At 60.9% G+C, this 18,534-nt stretch carries 15 protein-coding genes; 8 read left to right on the top strand and 7 right to left on the bottom strand.

The annotated features are described in order from the left end of the window. Positions 1–2: 2 nt before the first annotated feature. From icmH to MF268_RS15015, 4 genes are read left to right on the top strand one after another with little or no spacing between them, the layout of a single operon-like run. The gene (gene icmH, locus MF268_RS15030; protein WP_238371686.1) at positions 3–1,421 is read left to right on the top strand and encodes a type IVB secretion system protein IcmH/DotU; all 1,419 of its coding nucleotides are present in this window, start codon (positions 3–5) and stop codon (positions 1,419–1,421) included. Continuing rightward, positions 1,418–4,984, top strand: coding sequence for a type VI secretion system membrane subunit TssM (gene tssM, locus MF268_RS15025; RefSeq protein ID WP_238371685.1), 3,567 nt, complete (start codon positions 1,418–1,420; stop codon positions 4,982–4,984). The genes icmH and tssM overlap by 4 nt, the downstream gene beginning before the upstream one ends. 2 nt (positions 4,985–4,986) lie before the next feature. Then, positions 4,987–5,664, top strand: coding sequence for a type VI secretion system-associated protein TagF (gene tagF / locus MF268_RS15020; protein WP_238371684.1), 678 nt, complete (start codon positions 4,987–4,989; stop codon positions 5,662–5,664). Then, entirely contained in the window at positions 5,661–6,383 is a 723-nt protein-coding gene (locus MF268_RS15015) for a PP2C family protein-serine/threonine phosphatase (protein ID WP_238371683.1), read from the top strand. The genes tagF and MF268_RS15015 overlap by 4 nt, the downstream gene beginning before the upstream one ends. Here the strand turns inward: MF268_RS15015 and MF268_RS15010 are convergent, their stop codons facing one another. Beyond that, a complete protein-coding gene (locus MF268_RS15010; RefSeq protein ID WP_238371682.1) occupies positions 6,384–8,633 on the bottom strand; it encodes a serine/threonine-protein kinase in 2,250 nt (749 codons plus the stop codon). 45 nt (positions 8,634–8,678) lie between these two features. After that, on the bottom strand, positions 8,679–9,251 hold the full coding sequence (locus MF268_RS15005) for an OmpA family protein (RefSeq protein ID WP_238371681.1): 573 nt from the start codon (positions 9,249–9,251) through the stop codon (positions 8,679–8,681). A gap of 169 nt (positions 9,252–9,420) precedes the next feature. On the opposite strand from MF268_RS15005, the gene MF268_RS15000 reads away from it, so the two are divergent. After that, positions 9,421–10,260: a M15 family metallopeptidase gene (locus MF268_RS15000; protein WP_238371680.1), complete on the top strand. Its 840-nt coding sequence runs from the start codon at positions 9,421–9,423 to the stop codon at positions 10,258–10,260. Positions 10,261–10,361: 101 nt separating this feature from the next. On the opposite strand, the gene MF268_RS14995 is transcribed toward MF268_RS15000, so the two are convergent. The 5 genes from MF268_RS14995 to MF268_RS14975 all read right to left on the bottom strand — a co-directional run bounded on the left by MF268_RS14995 (position 10,362) and on the right by MF268_RS14975 (position 14,513). Beyond that, positions 10,362–11,885, bottom strand: a complete 1,524-nt coding sequence (locus tag MF268_RS14995; RefSeq protein ID WP_238371679.1) for a caspase family protein — start codon at positions 11,883–11,885, stop codon at positions 10,362–10,364. Positions 11,886–11,995: 110 nt separating this feature from the next. Then, a complete protein-coding gene (locus tag MF268_RS14990; protein ID WP_238371678.1) occupies positions 11,996–12,502 on the bottom strand; it encodes a MarR family winged helix-turn-helix transcriptional regulator in 507 nt (168 codons plus the stop codon). Positions 12,503–12,607: 105 nt separating this feature from the next. Continuing rightward, a complete protein-coding gene (pobA, locus tag MF268_RS14985; protein ID WP_238371677.1) occupies positions 12,608–13,777 on the bottom strand; it encodes a 4-hydroxybenzoate 3-monooxygenase in 1,170 nt (389 codons plus the stop codon). A gap of 200 nt (positions 13,778–13,977) precedes the next feature. Then, positions 13,978–14,184 carry a hypothetical protein gene (locus MF268_RS14980; protein ID WP_238371676.1) on the bottom strand — a complete coding sequence of 69 codons (207 nt, stop codon included), beginning with the start codon at positions 14,182–14,184 and terminating at the stop codon, positions 13,978–13,980. 104 nt (positions 14,185–14,288) lie between these two features. After that, positions 14,289–14,513, bottom strand: a complete 225-nt coding sequence (locus MF268_RS14975; protein ID WP_238371675.1) for a DUF1127 domain-containing protein — start codon at positions 14,511–14,513, stop codon at positions 14,289–14,291. Between the two features lie 185 nt (positions 14,514–14,698). Here MF268_RS14975 and MF268_RS14970 point away from each other — a divergent pair, with 185 nt between their 5' ends. From MF268_RS14970 to MF268_RS14960, 3 genes are all read left to right on the top strand, one after another. After that, the gene (locus MF268_RS14970) at positions 14,699–15,349 is read left to right on the top strand and encodes a GntR family transcriptional regulator (protein WP_238371674.1); all 651 of its coding nucleotides are present in this window, start codon (positions 14,699–14,701) and stop codon (positions 15,347–15,349) included. A gap of 74 nt (positions 15,350–15,423) precedes the next feature. Further along, complete coding sequence (locus MF268_RS14965; RefSeq protein ID WP_238371673.1) at positions 15,424–16,143, top strand: FkbM family methyltransferase; 720 nt, start codon at positions 15,424–15,426, stop codon at positions 16,141–16,143. A gap of 289 nt (positions 16,144–16,432) precedes the next feature. Next, entirely contained in the window at positions 16,433–18,526 is a 2,094-nt protein-coding gene (locus MF268_RS14960; protein ID WP_238371672.1) for a 3-hydroxyacyl-CoA dehydrogenase NAD-binding domain-containing protein, read from the top strand. Positions 18,527–18,534 lie beyond the last annotated feature (8 nt).

The following is an 18,534-nucleotide window of genomic DNA, read 5'->3' as shown; positions in this document are numbered from 1 at the left end:
GCATGTCTGACAACGATCCCTTTGCAGAGCCGGACGATACCGACAAGACGGTGATCCGCCCCAATCCTGGCGGGCGGCGTTCCAGTGGCGGCATGGCCACGCCGGCGCCCGCAGCCGTTCCCGATCCCGGCGGTTTCCCCGAGCCGGGGGCCGGTTCCGCCGGCGCTTATGGTGTGCCGCAGGGCGCAACGCCCCGACCTACGGCGAAATCGGCGGCTGCCTCGGTGTCGATGACCGGCATGAACCAGCTGACCGCCTGTGCCAGCACGCTGTTTTCCCTGATCTCGCGCATCCGCAACCGGGCGCAGCACATGGACCCCGACAAGCTGCGCCAGAGCGTCGTGAGCGAGGTGCGCGAATTCGAGAACCGTGCGTTGCAGGCCGGTATCCCGGCGCAGACCGTCAAGGTCGCGCGGTATGCCCTGTGCGCGACGCTGGATGACGTGGTGCTGAACACGCCGTGGGGCGGGCAATCGTCCTGGGGGATGCAGTCGATGGTGGGGACGTTCCACCGCGAGACCGTGGGCGGGGATCGTTTCTATGACCTGCTGGCGCGGCTGGAAAAGGATCCGGGCGCGAATATCGATATGCTCGAATTCCTGTACATGTGCATGTCGCTTGGGTTTGAAGGCCGTTTGCGCGTCGAACAGGGCGGGATGGAGAAGCACACCCAGATCCGCGCCTCGCTCGCCCGGATCATCCGCGCCCAGCGCGGGGCGCTGGAACATGATCTGTCGCCGAACTGGGAAGGTATCAAGAAACCGTTCAAGAAACTCTCGGCGTGGAAACTGGTCTGGATCGCGCTGGCGGTCACGGTGACCCTGCTGACCGCGCAGTTTCTTGGCCTGTCCTATGCGCTGTCGAACCAGACCGAGCGGGTGATCGGACAATTGTCGATCATCGATAGCGGTCCGGTTGCGCAGCTCTTGCGCCGGGCACCGCCACCGCCACCGCCGCCTCCGGCACCGACCGCCGAAGAGCAGTTGCAAAAGGTCGAAGGCTTTCTTCAGGAAGAGATTGATGACGGCATCATCGAGGTGTTTCAAAAGGGCAATACGCTGGTGATCCGTATCGCGGGGTCGAACATGTTCGGCTCGGGATCGGACGATCTGCAACCGCAGTTCGAAGGGCCGATCAACCGCGTGGCGCGCTCTCTGAACGAGGAACCCGGCCCGGTGATCATCGTCGGTCATTCCGACAACGTGCCGATCCGGTCGTCGCGATTCCCGTCGAACATGCACCTGTCGCTGGCGCGCGCGAAATCAGTGATGTCGGGCATCGCCAAGACATTCGACGACCCGTCCCGGCTGACCGCCGAAGGCCGGGCCGATAAAGAACCCATCGCCGATAACGGCACGCGCGAGGGGCGGGCCAAGAACCGGCGTATCGAAGTTGTGCTCGTCCGGGAGAGTGACCAATGATCAGATTGTTCCTGCGCATGTTCCGGTCGATTTACTTCGTGCTTCTGGCGCTGGCCGTCATCCTGTCGGTCGCGGCATGGTATTTCGCGCCCTATATCGGCAGGGACGACTGGCATCCCTTTGCGAGCCTGACGGCGCGCATCGTCACGATTGCCTGCATATCGGTGTTCTTCCTTGCGATCATGCTGACCGTATTTCTTGTGCGGCGGCGCCGGGCCAAGAAGATGACCGAGGAAATGGCGGAGGCCTCTGACCCGGTTGAAGATGACGTGGTCGGCGAGGAAATCGGCGAGTTGCGCGGTAAGTTCAAGGCCGCGATGGCCGAACTGCGCAAGTCAAAGAATGGTAAAAAGCACCTGAACGAGTTGCCGTGGTACGTGATGATCGGCCCGCCCGGCGCGGGCAAGACGACGGCGATTGTGAATTCCGGCCTGCAATTCCCGCTCGCCGACAAGATGGGAAAGGCCGCCGTGGGCGGTGTCGGCGGGACGCGCAATTGCGACTGGTGGTTCACGAACGAGGCCGTGCTGATCGATACGGCGGGCCGCTACACCACGCAGGAAAGCGATGCCGAGGTTGATAACGCCTCGTGGCTGGGTTTTCTTGGGCTGCTCAAGAAATACCGCAAGCGCCAGCCGATCAACGGTGCGATGATCGCGATTTCACTCTCGGACCTGTCGCTTCAGGATGAGGTCACGCAAAAGGCCCATGCGCAGGCGGTGCGTCGGCGTCTGAACGAATTGCGTGAAAAGCTGGGCGTACGATTTCCGGTTTACGTGCTCTTCACCAAGGCCGACCTGATCGCCGGGTTCAACGAGTTCTATGACGATCTTGGCAAGGAAGAGCGCGAACAGGTTTGGGGCTTTACCCTGCCACTTGAGAAAACCCGTGGCGAGGCGTCGCCGGTTTCGGCTTTCGACGAGGAATATGCCAAGCTGCTGGGCCAGCTGAACGCGCAGCTTCTGGAAAAGATGCAGCGCGAGACGGATCAGCAGAAACGTTCGCTGATTGCCGGGTTCCCGGCGCAGGTGGCCTCTATGCGTAATGTCGCGCGGGAATTCCTGACCGAGGTGTTTCAGGACAACCGGTACGAAAGCCGCCAGATGCTGCGCGGTGTCTACCTGACGTCCGGCACGCAGGAAGGCACGCCCATCGACCGTCTGATGCTCGGTATGGCGCAGACCTTTGGCATTGGCCGTCAGGCCATCGGTACAGGGCAGGGGTCCGGTCGGTCCTATTTCCTGACGCGGCTGTTCGAGACCGTCATGTTCAACGAGGCCGGACTGGTGTCGGCCGATGACAAGGTAGAACGGCGCTATCGCTGGACCCAGCGCGCGTTGATCGCCGCGACTGTCCTGATCGCGCTGGGCATGGGCGCGCTTTGGGTGCGCAGCTACATGGGCAACGTGGCATTGATCGACGAGGCGGCCGACAAGGTGCTCGCCTATCAGGAGGCCGCCGATACCCTGCCACCAAGCCCGGTGGGCGACACCGACCTTCCGCCCGTGGTAGCGGCGCTGAACAACCTGCGCGACATGCCGACCAATCCCGTGCTGTCCGATCCCGACCCGGAACGCCGCGTGCGCTATGGGCTGTATCAGGGCGAGGTCATCGGCACTCAGGCGGCCCAGACCTATCGCGCGGCGCTGAACAAACGCTATCTGCCCCGTCTTCTGCTGCGGCTCGAAGAGCAGATGATGGCGAATATGAACAACCCCGAACTGCTTTACGAGGCGCTCAAGATCTACCTGATGCTGGGACTTCAGGGGCCGATGAACCCGGATCTGGTCAAGGAATGGATGCAGGTCGATTGGGAGGTGTCCTATCCCGGCGTGGTGCGACAGGAGCTTCGCGACGATCTGCGCGATCACCTTGATGCTCTGCTGTCCCAGCCGATGCAGGAAATCGCACTGAACGGGCCGCTGGTCGAGCAGGTGCAGGGCATTCTTACCGAACTGCCGCTGGCCCAACGGGTCTATAACGGCATCATCAACAGTGCCGAAGCCACTGCGCTACCGAAATGGCGGATCACGGAAAAGGGCGGTCCGGCGGTGAGCCGGGTGCTGGTGCGGTCTTCGGGTAAGGCGCTAAACGACGGGATCGAGGGGATTTTCACCTATGACGGCTTCAACAACGTCTTCCTGCCCGAAGCGGTCAGCGTCGCCGAGCGTGTGCGCAGCGAAGCATGGGTGCTGGGTGAGCGCGGTGAATCCATCCAGACCGAAGGCGCCCTGCTGGCGCTGAGCCGCGACGTGCTTGATCTCTACTATAACGATTACATTTCGCGTTATGACGGCATTCTGGCAGATATCGACATCGTGCCGCTTGAATCGCTCAGTCATGCGGTCGAGGTGACGAACGTGCTGTCAGGACCGACCTCACCCATCGTGAACATCCTGACCGAGGTGGCCAAGGAAACCCGGCTGACGGAAAACCGCGATCTGGTAGATACATCAGAATTGACGAATGCCGGTGAGGCGATTGTCGGGCTCGAGTCGCGGCAGAACCTTGGCATTCAGGCGCAGATCCTGCTGGAAGCACTGCGAAAGTCCGCCTCGGCTACGCCCGGCGGCGAACCGGAGGAACCCGGCCAATATGTCGAGGACCGTTTTGCGTGGCTGCAACAACTCGTCGAGCGTCCCGAGGGCCAGCCCTCGCAGCTTGACCAGCTTATGGGTGTGCTGACGCAGGTCTATCAGGAGCTGCAAAAACTGTCATTCAGCGGCGTGACCACCGGTGGTGAAACCGGGCAGGCACTGCTGCAGTTTCAGCAAGCGGCGGGCCGGATCGACGGTCCTTTGGAACGCTGGGCCTCGCAGATATCGACCGGGTCCTCGGGGATCACTTCGGATAGCACCCGTGCCTCGATCAACGCGCGCTGGCAGGCGAACGTACTGCCCTTCTGCGAGCAGGCGCTTTCCAATCGCTACCCGTTCAACCGGCGGGCGGGGGCCGATGTGGCACTTGCCGATTTTGCCAAGCTGTTCGCGCCGAACGGGCTGATCGACAGTTTCTTTAACGAGAACCTGTTGAGACACGTCGATACGCGGACACGACCCTGGACCTTTAAGTCGGTGAACAACGTCGAACTGGGCATCAGTCAGGGCGTTTTGCAACAGATGCAGAACGCGGCGGAAATTCGCGACGCCTTTTTTGCCGGGGGGCCCAACCCGGCGGTGCAGTTCCAGATGACGCCGGAGGCGCTGGATCCCAAGGCCAAATCGGTCGTGCTCCAGATCGATGGGCAGGACGTGGGCTTTGCCCATCGCGGCGGACAGCCCAATCCGGTTGCCGTCACATGGCCGGGCAGCGTCGGCTTTGCGCAGATCCTGTTCCAACCGGATCGCAAGAATATCGAAAGCTCGCTGAAGCGTGACGGGCCATGGGGCTGGTTCCGGCTGCTGGACGCGGCCGAAGTGCGTCGGACCAATGTCTCGGACCGCAAGCGGGTCATCTTCAATGTAGGCGGACGCATCGCGATCTTCCAACTGCAATCGGGCTCGGTTCTGAACCCCTTTGCCCTTCCCGCGCTGGCCGAGTTCAGCTGCCCGAAATCGATGTGACGATGGCCGGGTTCGGGGCCTTTGGTAAAATGCCGTCCGTGGGTGATTTCTTTCGGATCACCATGCCACCGGGCTTTGTCAGCGCTTGGGACACATGGGTGCAGAATGCCCTGCTGAGCGGGCAGGAGATGCTGGGCGAGGTTTGGGATGCGCATTACATGTCGGCCCCGATTTGGCGGTTTTCCCTGTCGGCGGGGCTGGCCGGGCAGCAAAAGATGCTGGGCGTGATGATGCCGTCGGTCGACCGGGTCGGGCGGCGCTTTCCGCTGACCTTGGCGGCGGCGGTGACGACGCCGGGGCCGGCCTCGCTCGATCATTTCAACGAAGAGCCGCTGTTTGTGACGCTGGAAGATCTGGCGCTCGACGCGCTCGAAGACGGGATGACACGTGAGATGCTGGAACAGCGCCTTGCCGATATCCCAACCCCGGAGTTTCGCAGTGCCGCGCCCTTGCGGCGGGCCGGACGCAGCCTTGTTCTGACGCAGGCCGCGCCGGGCGGTATTTTGCCTGAACTCGCCTCGGGCCTGCTGGCTCGTGCCTATCCCGCGCCCAGTGTGTGGAGTACGGTTGTTAACGAAGTGCCCAGATTAATGATTTGCGATGGTTTGCCCGATGGTCCCGAAATTCAAGGTCTCTTTCACCTCAACGCCCCGGTCTGGAACGAGGCCCGCCCCGCATGAATGATTTCAACGCGTTCCGTTACAACGCCAAGACCCATGTCGGGCTCAAGCGCAAGGTAAACGAGGATTCCGTGCTGGCGCTGCCGGGCCATGATATCTGGGTCGTATCGGACGGGATGGGGGGCCATGAGGCGGGCGATTTCGCCAGCCGCCTGATCGCGGATTCCATCGCCACCATCCCGCAGGGGCTTGAGCCCGGTGACCGGATGCATGCGCTGCGCGATGCGATCCAGAAAGCGCACCGCATCATCGTGCAAGAGGCCGAGGATCGCGGGCGGGGGGTGATTGGGGCGACTGTCGCGGCGCTGATCATGGCGAACGGGCATTTCGTCGGGCTCTGGGCGGGCGACAGCCGGATCTATCGCCTGCGCGACGGTCATATCGAGATGCTGACGACCGATCATTCAGCGGTGGCGGAATTCGTTACTTCGGGCCGGATGACATGGGACGAGGCAGAGCAGCACCCGCAATCCAACGCGATCACCCGGGCCGTGGGCGTGGGGGACGATCTGGACCTCGACAAGGTGCGCGGCGAAACCCGCTCGGGTGACCGTTTCCTTCTGTGTTCCGACGGTCTTACGAAATACGCGACCTTCAGCATCCTCGAACGGACCCTGAAACGCTTCCCGCTGGAAACCGTATCCGATGAACTGGTGCAGATCGCGCTGACCGGCGGCGGGGCCGATAACATCTCGGTCATCGTGATAGACGTGATCTGATCAGGGCTGGGCTGTGGTCAGGATCTTGCTGTCGAGCGACAAGATGGTCTGTTCATTGTCATGGGCGAATTCACGTAGCGCCTCGGCGTAGCCTGAGGCGGATTCCGATGTCGGCCGCAGCCCGTTAAACAGCGGTTTCGTCGAGTGAAGCACGATGACCTTGCTTTTGCCGAGCGTGCTGTCATCGACACGGAAGGCGATGCGCCCGTTTTGTGCCGCTTCTTCAAGATCATAAGCCACGCGCACCGGCACCTCACCCGATTGCCCGTCGCGCAGGTCGGCAACGGCGTTATCCTCGCGGTTGAGGTTCGGCAAAAGGTGGAAGACGCTGCCCGACACATCGAGGATCGACACGGTCAGGAATCCGTCGGTCACATCCGCGGGCAGGACCACGTCGATCACCGGGTTCTCGCCCACGAAGAACCGTCCCGAAGGGTTGGGTTCGTCCCGGTCGCCCACCCGGAAAGCGACATCTATATCGCTGGGCGGCGCGTCCGGGAGGTGGCTTTCGATCAGGCAGAGCGTCGGGTTCAGGACCTCGACATCGATCACCACGTTGCGTTCACCGGCGATGGCGCGCAGGGCGTCAAAGAGTTGCACGCGCGTCGCGGTCTCGCTGACGCGCCCCGACACGGTGATCGGCGCATCCGGGCCAAAGCCGATCGGCGAGGAACCCGCAAGGGTCAAGGGCCCGCAATCCGAAAACTTTTCGAGCACCGGCATGATTTCATCTTCACTCAGGAAGGTCTGTTCAAAGGTAATACGCGCTCGGCCTTCAAGCGCGCCGGGCAGATCGTTTTCCATCGCCGCCATCAGACGCTGTTGCAAAGCCTCATCCGTGGTGGAGCCGGTGACCTGCGCGCGGTTGCCGCTGATCGACAGGCGCCAGTCGTCAAGCGCCCGAATCTGGTCGAGCGTGGCCATCACATCGTCGCCCCAACTGTCGGCGATGTCGCCCGAGGATAAGGTCAGGTCCGCATCGCCATTCGCCTCGCCGATAAGGGTGCTCAGCCGGTCGCGCATCGCCTCGGACGGGACATTGCCGACGGCATTTGGCGGTTCCTCGTCAGACTTCGCCACCAGCAGCGTATAGGGTTCGGCGATGGGGAATTGCGGCCCAAGCAGGCTGTCAAAGGCCCCCGCGAAATAACCGCCTGCACCGCCCATGGCGACCAGCAGCACCAAGAGAGCCACGATCAGCCCGCCGCGCCATTTACGATCATGCTTCGGGGCGGGCGCAGCCGAGGCCGGGGAAATTTGGGGCGTGCCAGGTGTCTGGCTTTCTGCCACGCTATCCCGGTCCAGCGGAGCCGCCGTAGCGGCACCCGGTCCTGCGCTTCTCTCAGGCCCGGCAGTCGGGGAGATATTACGGTCACGTGGTGGTGGCGAAATCACCGTAGCTTCAAGTTCGTCAAGGTCGCTGGTCTCGGGGTTGTCGAGAAAAGCCACCACCGCCGCCGCGCTTGAAAGGCGCGCATCCGGGTTCGGATCGGTCATCCTGTCGATCAGCGTCTTGAGCGGCTCGGGCACGCCGCTGGTATCGAGCCGCTCGCTCTTTTTCTGCACTACTTCCATCGGGTTGCGCCCGATATCCGGCGGCGCGCCACGGAAATTCGCCAGAAGCAGCGCGCCAAGCGAATAGATGTCTGACCGCGCATCGGTCTGCCCGTTAAGCTGTTCCGGTGCGGCATAGGCGTATTTGCCCGCGAATTCATTGCCGACGATGGTTTCGGCACCGGGATTGGTATCCTTGGCGATCCCGAAATCGATGATCACGGCCTTGGCCGGATCGCCGTCCTTCAGGATGATGTTGTCGGGCGACAGATCGCGATGTACGATATGGCGCGCATGGGCCGCGCTCAGCCCGCCCGCGACGCGGCGGCAGACCACCAGCAAATCCTCGGCCGACATCGGACCCTGCTTGAGCTTGCGGTCAAGCCCGGGGCCTTCGACGTAATCCATCATCAGGTAGACATGGCCGTCCTGCGTGCGGTTGCATTCGGAATAACGCACCACCGCATCGTGACGGATATCGCGGATTTCCTCTTCGCGCGTCAGCAGAACGAGGTAATCGTCGTTGCCGGAAAATTCCGACTTCAGCACCTTGAGCGCCATCAGACGGCCCGAAATCTCGCTCCGGGCCTTGTAGACATCCGATGTGCCGCCCCGGCCCAACAAAGCTTCGATCCGGTAGGTATTGTTCAAAAGCTCGCCGGGCTGAAAAGCATCGCCGGGGCGGGATTCGATCATGAGTTGTGCTCCGCCGGTGCTGTCCGGTCCGGGATGGTCAGGCGGTTAGCCCAGGGCCTGGAATTCGACGCGACGGTTCACATCCGCCGCCGGATCATTGGCGTCGAAGGGTGCAGATTCACCCATGCCAACCGCTTCCAGACGCTCGGCCGCAATGCCGCAGTCGCTTTCGAGATGGCGCTTGACCTCTTTCGCGCGCAAGAGCGACAGGCGTTCGTTATACTCGGCGCTGCCGGAACTGTCGGTGTGACCGATGATCTGGAATACCGAAACGTCGACGTTCTTCATCACTTCGCACAGGGTGGTCAGCTTGGCCTTCTGGTCGTCGGCCAGCGTGGCGCTGTCAAAACCAAAGGAAATCTGCACATTGACCTGATCCGCGCGGTCGACCTCGGAATAGGCGGCGGGCGTCGCAGGGGCCACACTGGTTGCCTCACTCGTCTCGGCCTGCTGTCCCGACGGAACGATGACAAGACCACGGGTCTTCTGCTTCTTGAAAGCTTCCGCAATCTGCTCGGCTGTCATTTCATCGGCAGATTGTGCAAATGTCGCGGCCGGCGCGGTCAGCGCGGTGGCGGCGGTCAGAGAACAGGCGATAAGGTTGCTTAAACGGACCATCGTTCGCTTTCCCCTTTTATCCATATGGGTTACGTAAAGACACTATACCGTTGATCATGGTACGACAACGTCTATTGCATCAGTGATCTCGGTCACTTTCGTTAAAAAAACTTCAATTCGGGTGCCATAAAATTGCGCCTGTATTAAGGCAGAAAGGAGATGGCAGACCATGCGCCTGCTCCCCGCAATCATCGTCGCGGTGGCGGTCATCCTCGCGCCCGTTCTCTGGGTCGGGCTGACCTGGTTCCTCTCCGAAGAAGACTTTCAGGGTTCTGCCGTTGACTCCGGCGCCCGCATCGAAATCGAGGTGCTGCGCCAGCAGGTCGAAGATCTCCAGAGCCGGATGGAGACCCTCGAAAACGAAGTGGCCCGCCTGCCTGCCGGTAACAGCGGCGGCGGGTTCACCTCAGACGCGGATGCCGAAGACGCGCTGCTGCGCGGCACCGGTCCCAATGACATCATCGACGCCTATGCCCAGGTCGTACTGATCGCCAACCGGACCGAGGTCAATCGCGGTCTCGAAGTCGCCGGTTCCGACTATCTCGAGGCGACACTGGGCCGTCCGCGCGACGTGCTCAGCGACACCTGCGAGCCGATGACGAACGAGAACCTGCGCCGCAAGCTTGTCCTGACCGAGGTCGGCCCGATCCGGGTCAATATGCTGCAACCGGCCGTCGACTCGCTGCGCCGCGTCTTTGCCAACGTGGAACGGGCCGACCCCGATCTCTATGCCCGCATCAATACCTCGGGTTCGCTCTGCGTGCGACGCATCCGCGGCACCACCAACCGTCTCTCCACCCATAGCTACGGCCTCGCCGTCGATCTCAACATCGACGGTCAACTCGACAATTTCACCGATGGCAAGACGCAACTCGGCCTGACTATTCTCGCTGATTTCTTCCATGCCGAAGGGTGGGTCTGGGGCGCGGGCTTCCGGCGCGAAGACAGCATGCATTTCGAAATCAGCCGCCGCCAGCTTGACGAATGGCTCGCCGAAGGTCTGCTCTGACACCCCCTGCTTCTTTGGGTCTTAAAATATCCCCGCCGGAGGCACAGCGCCGCTGAAAGCGGTGCCATAAAGGACTCTTGGCCGGAAGTTCCCGATAAAGCCTATTCGCTCAGCCCATAGGCAAGCCGGATGCTGCGCTGGGTGCCGGGGCCAAAATCGCCATCAATCGCGCCGGTGTAGAAATCGTATGATTTCAACTCGCGCTGCAGGGCGCGGCGGGTTTCCGGGGTGAACATGTTGGGCCGTTCGCTCAGCAGGTTGAGCACATCAGAACTGCCCGAACGCAGGGCCGCGTAGAGGTATTTCGCCGCGTCTTCCGGCCCCTTGCTGGCGATCAGGCCATCGTCGATCAGCGCGGCAAAATTGAACTGCGCCTGCGGATGGCGCAGGTCGGCGGCGCGCTCGAAGTAGCTCAGCGCGCGCTGGGGATCGGCGGGCAGGCCCAGCCCGCCCTGGTAATGCAGGAAACCAAGATCGTTGATCGCATCGGCGAAATCCTGTTCCGCTGCCAGACGGTAAAGTTCCAGCGCCCGTTTCTCGTCGCGGGGCACACCGGTGCCGCGCTCATAAAGCTTTGCCAGCTCGAACTGTGCCTCGGGTGACCCTGCGTTAGCCGCGCGTTCAAGGAATTTTACCGCTTCGGCCGGATCGAAACGCCCCTCATTCGGGTTCAGCCGCATATAGGCAAGGCCCAGCATCGAGCGGGTATCGCCCAGATCGGCCAGCGCTAGCAGCTGTTCTTCCTGATCCGGTTTGATGGCCGCCCAGGCATCCACGGCGTCGGAGCTGGCGATCTGGCTTTCGCCCTCGGCAGGTCCGGCAAGGTAAAAGGGAACACCAGTCAGCGAGCCGTAGGTATGCGGCTCCTGCAGGTTGCCGGTCTGTTCAAGCACACGGTCGCGCACCTGGCGGAACATCAGGCTGATTTCCAGCCCGGGTTCGACCATCTTTTCCATCAGCGCGCGGGCATAGGGGCTGTTACTGCCCGCCCCGTCCAGCGCCACCTGTCCGTCCTTGGCGGCAAAGGCCACCAGCGTACCACGGTCCGGGTCGGCCGCGGCCAGACCGCCGCCGCCCCGCGACTGCTGCCCGGAACGCTGGATGTTCCCGGACTGGTCAAGCTGGATCAGGTCGCCCAGCGGATTGTCGCGGCAGCTGTCAAGGATCACGATCCGCATCTTGCGGGCCCGTTCCACCGCGACCAGTAACTGCTTGAGCGACACCGACTGCCGCTGCACATCTCGGTTCGAGGTCACCTTGGCGTCGATGGGAATAAGGAAATTCTCGCCCTGAACCTCGATCCCGTGACCGGCATAGTAGATCAGCGCCAGATCGGCGGTTTCCGACTGAAAGGCAAAATCGTCGAGTAACTGGTAAAGCTGCTCCGAAGTCGCATCCTGCGCCAGCGTCACATCGAAGCCAATGTTCGACAGGGTTTCGGCCATGTCCGCAGAATCGTTAAGCGTGTTTTCCAGCGGATCGATGCTGCGATAGGCACCCATCCCGATGACAAGCGCAACCCGGTCGGATGCCGCCGTCGCAGCGCTTGACCAGAGCAGGACCAGAAGAATGGCAAGGGGGCGGATCACCGGGTACATCGCTGAAAACCTGTAGAATAAATTCAAACCATGCGCCTCAGTTTAACCAAAGCGCAGGTCCAGCGATACATTGGAATCGGCAAAAGTCTGTGAAGTAAATCGCTTGTGGGCGTTTCCGTCACGCGGGCGCGGACGACTCAGAGATGTTTGACGTTTGCGCGCAGCTTGCGCATCACCCTAAGAAAGGCTTCGTAATCCTTGGGATCGACGCCGTCGAGAAGCTCGATCTCGCGTTCCAGCGCCACTGCCATCATCCGCGCATGAAGATCGAAACCTGCCTCGGTCAGGGTCAGGTACTTGCGTCTTGGGTCGTTGGCAGCCGGGGTCGCGCTTAACAGACCCATCGTCTCAAGCCGCGTGATCGCCCGGCTGACTGCGCCCTTGTCGATGGCGATGCCATCGCAGATACGCGCTGCGCCGCATCCCGGTTCAGTCGCGATCCAGGACAGAACACGCCATTCGGTGACGCCAACACCGAATTCACTTTGGTAGAGCGCCGAGGCCCCCCGGGAAAGGGAACTGTTGATCGAGGCGAGGAAATAAGGCGCATAGACGTTGATGTCGATGACGCGCACGCCTTCATCGGTAATCCGCGTCGGAACGGGCAGGCCGGACGCTCGCGCTTTTTTTTTCGTTTTGGTCAAAAGCAGTTTCCGTTCAAATTGGCTGGCCGGGCAGATTTCTGTGCCGACGCTTGCTAATACAACGGATTTAAAGGTGGTTCCCTATCCGCGTCGGTCAATGAACTTTCAATATGGCAAGCCGACGTAGTTGTTGGCAAGCGCGTGTTGCGCTGCTTCGTTTTCCTGAAGGAAGGCGATTTCGGCTTGCTGCATTTTCAGATCAAAGGGGTTCTGATCCGGAAAACGATGCAGCAGCGATGTCATCCACCAGCTGAAACGTTCGACCTTCCAGACCCGCGCCAGAGCCTTTTGCGAATAGGTTTCGATGCCTTCGTTATCCTTATCGTTGTAATAACGGGCCAGCCCCTGGTGCAGGTAATAGACGTCGGACGCCGCCGAGTTGAGCCCCTTGGCCCCTGTCGGGGGAACGATATGGGCGGCGTCCCCGCAAAGGAACAGGCGGCCCCAGCGCATCGGTTCCGATACGAATGACCGCAGTGGCGCGATGGATTTCTCGATAGATGGTCCCGTCACCATGGTTTCGGCAACCTCTTGCGGGATGCGGCGGCGCAACTCGTCCCAGAACGCGTCATCGGACCAGTTCTCGACCTTGTCGCTCAGGTCGCACTGCACGTAGTAGCGGCTCAGATGGGCGTTGCGCATCGAGCAGAGCGCGAAACCGCGTGAGGAATTGGCATAGATCAACTCGTGATTGGCGGGCGGCGTTTCCGAAAGAATGCCCAGCCAGCCGAAGGGGTAGACCTTTTCGTATTCGGTCCGGACGTTTTCAGGTATGGAATTGCGGCTGACCCCGTGATACCCGTCGCAGCCGGCGATGAAGTCGCAATCGATCCGCTTGTCCTCCCCGTCGTGACGGAAGGTTACATAGGGGGCATCGCTGTCGAGCCCTTTTAGTTCCACCTCATCGACTTCGAACAGTGTTTCACCGCCCCAAGACTCGCGCGCGGCATAGAGATCCGCGGTAACTTCGGTCTGACCATACACGGTGACCGGGCGCCCGGCGTGCTTGGCAAGGTCGATCCGAACGATTTCGTCGTTGAAGGAAAGCACTGTGCCGTCGTGCTTGAACCCTTCGCGGTCAAGGCGTTCGGCGGTGCCTGCGGCTCGCATCATGTCCACGAGGCCCTGCTCAAGAACACCCGCGCGGATGCGGCTGAGCACATGCTCTTTCGTGCGGCGTTCGAGCACGATGGTATCGACGCCTTCCTTGTAGAGAAGCTGTGCCAGCAAGAGACCGGACGGGCCGCCGCCGATGATCGCCACCTGAGTTCGCATGCAACATTCCCTTCGCTGGTTCAAAAGATTCCGGGCAGGTATAACTTTTGCACCTTAAAGAGGTGGGCGAGTTGCTTTGTCAACTCATTTCGATCTGAATAAAGTATCCGTGATATTCATTAACGACTTCATCCGCCCGTGGGGCGGGCGGATTGAAGGGCTTTATTAAAAGGTTGCAGGCGCTGTTTCGCGCCGCTGAATCAGCTGAGACCGTTGTCGAGGAAGATCGCCCGGGCGATGTCGGAACGCTTGAGCCCGCGCTCTTCGAGTTCGGCGTCGGACAGGGCCGAAAGTGCTTCGAACTGGCGAACCTTGCCGAACGTGTCGAAAATTGAAGAAATCGCACTCTTGAGGTTGAAGAAAGTGCCGTGTGCGGTTTCGGGGGCGTGGAGTGTTGCGTAAGCCATGTTTAAATTCCTGTTTATTTGAAAGATCGACGGAAATCCTCCCGCGTGCCGCGACGAGTCCTATGCTCGGTCAGCGCGGCCTCACGCTGGTCGGAACGTCCGGATCAGATGTGAAAGCTGTTTGCGAAAACTGTTTTTACGATGTCGTCGCGCTTGAGACCACGCTTGGCCAGTTCTTCGTCGCTCATCGCCTGGAGAGCGGCAGCCTGGCGCATCTTGGGGTGGTTCTCGGCGATGCTGGTCATGCCGTTGAGTACGGCGTTGAAAAAGCGCGAAAACGCGCCGGGGACTGCAGAAACGTCTGCACCATGTGTCGAAGTATAAGCCATTGCTCGATATCCGTATCCGTTCATTAACCTCCCTTGGCATGCAAATTAGGCGGGTCGAGTTGATATAACAACCAACGTGAACAAATAGCCGCCTTGCTTTTCATGCAATGCTTGACCGGTGATAAGAGGAATTGCATCTAATTCGCGTCAGCTATAGACGGGTTGTCGCGAAGCGGGGGCATCGTATGGCAGGACAGACCGATCAGGTATTGAATGCGGTTCTATTTTCGATTGACCGGGGCACATTAAATCCCGGTGACATTATTGAAGAAGCGCCGTTGATGGAAACGTATGGGGTGTCCCGGACGCCTGTGCGCGAGTGTTTTATTCATCTCGAAGCGGCAGGGCTGATCCGGCGCCTGCCCCGAAAGGGCGCGGTGCTCTTCAAGCCGACGCTGGAAGAATTTCTGGCTATCGTCGAAGTTCACTCAAGACTTGAAGGGCAGGCCGCAGGGCTGGCCGCGCGACGGTTGGGACAGGCGGATGCCGCTGCGATCGAGGCGGCGGTGCAGGCCTGTGAAGAACATGCCGCCGAAAAACCGAATGCGGACGCAGACACCTATTACCAATTGAACATCCGTTTCCATCAGGCGGTTGCCGAGGCGGCTGGCAATCCCTTCCTGCTTGAAATGATCAAGGCGAACGCGCGCAAGCTGATGGCCTATTACCGTGTCGCTTACCGCTATCCCGGCGCGATCTCTCACTCCGCATCCGAACACCGCAGGATTGCGACGCTGATTCTGAACCACGACACTGAAGAGGCGTCGCGGCTCATGGAGCGGCATCTCTGCTTCGATCAGGTCACGGTTATGGATCTCCTTGCGGCGCTAGACTGACGCGCGAGCGACCAGCCTGTTGCCAAACTGTGCCGGATCGACAAGAAACCGGTCAGTTGACGCAGGATATGGCCATGTCGCCCGCAGGTGATAACAGCAAAGACGGTTTCGCGGAGGCAACGGATCATATCGTCGCCACCTGCCACGGGCTGCGCGTGCCCGGCTCGCCACTGATATCTGACGAGGATGCCCGCTGGATCGACAAAGAGGGCTATGAGGGCCATGAGATCCGGGGGGCGATGCATGTGACGGCTCCACGGGATCGGGTTCTGGAACTTGGCACCGGGCTTGGTATCGTCAGTGGTGCTGTCGCGCTTAATTGTCAGCCGCAGGCGGTGCTGAGCTATGAGGCGAACCCGGACCTGCTGCCGCATATTCGCGAACTGCACCGCGTCAACCGCCTTGAAGAGATCATCTTGGTGAAAAATGCCGTGCTTTGCGGTCCGGGACCGCGTCCGGCGCTGATAGATTTCAATATCGCGGGAAATTTCCGAAGTTCCTCACTGATGAAACGGGGAAAAGCGCCGGTTCAGACGATCAAAGTGCTGACCGACGGGTTCGCCGAAGTCGTTGCCGGGTTCCGGCCCACCGTTCTGCTGATGGATATCGAGGGCGGCGAGTTGTCGCTGTTGCGGGATGTGGATCTCTCGGCCTTTCACGCCGTAGTCGCCGAATTCCACCCCGGTGCTTATGGCGATGAAGGGATGGAGGAATGCAAAAACATCCTGGTTTCAGCGGGTTTGAAACCGCTTGAGGATCATTCCACGCGGCGCGTCTGGACTTGTACGCGCTGAACCCGGCATCGATGCTGGACTTTTAAAGTGACCTGATTTGCCATTTTCACGCATCTTTCTTGCCGCAACGTGTTGCCGAGCCTTTTCAGATGTGGAATAGAATTTCGCAGATCGGAATGTCTCGCAGAGCCTGTCCTTGCAAACCCGGGCTGTGACGTTAGGTTCCCGCATTGCGGGCACCGGAGGATTTGCGAGGCGCGCCGCGTGGAGGTTAAGAATCGCGGTGGGAGGAGAAGCGGTCAGATAAGCTCTGACAGCCCTTTCCCATGCGACGAAGAAGGAGATTCGGATGTCCGATGCAATTGCCTATGAACGGGTTGGCGATATCGCCGTGCTCAAGGCGCAGAACCCGCCGGTCAACGCCCTTGGATACGATGTACGCGTCGGTCTTGTCGAAGGAATCGAGCGGGCCGAAGCCGACGAAGGCGTGCGCGCCGTCCTGATCTATGGCGATGGCACCACGTGGTTCGCAGGCGCCGACATCAAGGAATTCGGCAAGACGCCGAAAGAGCCCTATCTGCCCGATGTCTGCAACCGCATCGAAGCCTGCCCGCTGATCGTCGTCTCGGCGATGCACGGCACGGCGCTGGGCGGCGGTCTCGAAATTGCGCTGTCGACGCATTACCGGGTCGCGGTGCCCAAGGCACGCATGGGGCTGCCCGAAGTGCATCTGGGCCTTATTCCCGGCGCGACCGGCACCCAGCGTCTGCCGCGCCTGACCGGCGTTCCGGCGGCGCTCGACATCGTCACCTCGGGCCGCCAGTTCGGCGCGAAAGAGGCGATGGATCTGGGTGTGATCGACAAGATCGAAGAGGGCGAGCCGCGCGAGATCGGCCTTGCCTACGCCAAGGAACTGCTGGAAAGCGGCGCGTCCCGCCGCGCGGTGAGCGAGCTTCCCGCCCCCGCAGCGATTGATTTCGATGCCGCTTATGAAACCGCGCTCAAGAAAAGCCGCGGTCAGCTTTCCCCGGCCTACGGCGTGCGCGCTGTGCAGGCCGCCTGCGAATTGCCATTCGCCGAAGGCGTCGCCAAGGAACGCGCCCTGTTCATGGAGCTGATGCAGACGGACCAGCGTCAGGGCATGATCCACGCCTTCTTTTCCGAACGTGCGGTCAGCAAGCTGCCGGAACTCAAGGGCGTCGAGCCGCGCGACGTTTCCGCCATTGGCGTCATCGGAGGCGGCACGATGGGCGCGGGCATCGCCACGGCGGCTCTGCTGGCCGGCCTTGATGTCGTTCTGATCGAGATGAGTGCCGAAGCGGCCGAGGCCGCAAGGGGCCGTATCGAAGGCAACCTGCAAGGCGCATTGAAACGCGGCAAGATCGATCAGGCCAAGTTCGAACACCTGACGCAAAAGGCACTGACACCGGCGACTGATTACGAGGCGCTTTCGGATGTTGATCTGGTGGTCGAGGCCGTTTTCGAAGAGATGGGCGTCAAGAAAGACGTCTTCACCAAGCTCGACAAGGTCTGCAAGAAAGGCGCGGTTCTGGCGTCGAACACGTCATATCTCGACGTGGATGAAATCGCCGCCTGCACCTCGCGCCCAGAGGATGTGATCGGGCTGCATTTCTTCTCGCCCGCCCATGTGATGAAGCTGCTTGAGGTTGTGGTTGCCGACAAGACCGCGCCCGAAGTGGTCGCGACTGGCTTTGCGCTGGGTAAAAAGCTCGGCAAGATCTCGGTCCGTGCCGGGGTCTGTGACGGGTTCATCGGCAACCGGATCCTAAAGACCTATCGCACCGCCGCCGAGCATATGGTGCTCGACGGGGCCAGGCCTTACCAGATCGACAAGGCGCTGACAGATTTCGGTTTCGCCATGGGGCCGTACGCGGTCGCTGACCTTGCGGGTCTTGATATCGGCTGGGCCACGCGCAAGCGGCTCGCGCCGACGCGCGACGCACGTGAACGCGTGCCGACCTATGCGGACAAGCTTTGCGAAGAGGGCAATTTCGGCCAGAAGACCGGCAAGGGCTATTACATCTACGAAGCTGGAAAGCGCGCCGGTGTGCCGAACCCCGAGGTGATGGAGCTGATCGAGGCCGAGCGCAAAGAACTTGGCATCACCCCGCGCGAGTTTTCCGACGAGGAAATCGTGCGTCGCTACATGGCGGCGATGGTCAATGAGGGCGCGAAGGTGCTGGAAGAAGGCATCGCGCGGCGTCCGCTCGACATCGATATGGTCTTTCTCTTTGGATACGGCTTCCCGCGCTATTATGGCGGCCCGATGAAATGGGCCGATATCGTGGGCCTGCCGGGCCTGCTGGACGATATCAAATCCTATGCAGAAGAGGACGACTATTTCTGGAAACCTGCGGCGCTGCTGGAAAAGCTGGTCGCCGAAGGCCGCACATTCGACGACATGAACAAGGCCGCAAGCTGAACGACCCA

This window comes from Heliomarina baculiformis (assembly GCF_019966545.1).
Classification (GTDB): domain Bacteria; phylum Pseudomonadota; class Alphaproteobacteria; order Rhodobacterales; family Rhodobacteraceae; genus Heliomarina; species Heliomarina baculiformis.
This window is presented reverse-complemented; position numbering and strand designations above follow the sequence as displayed.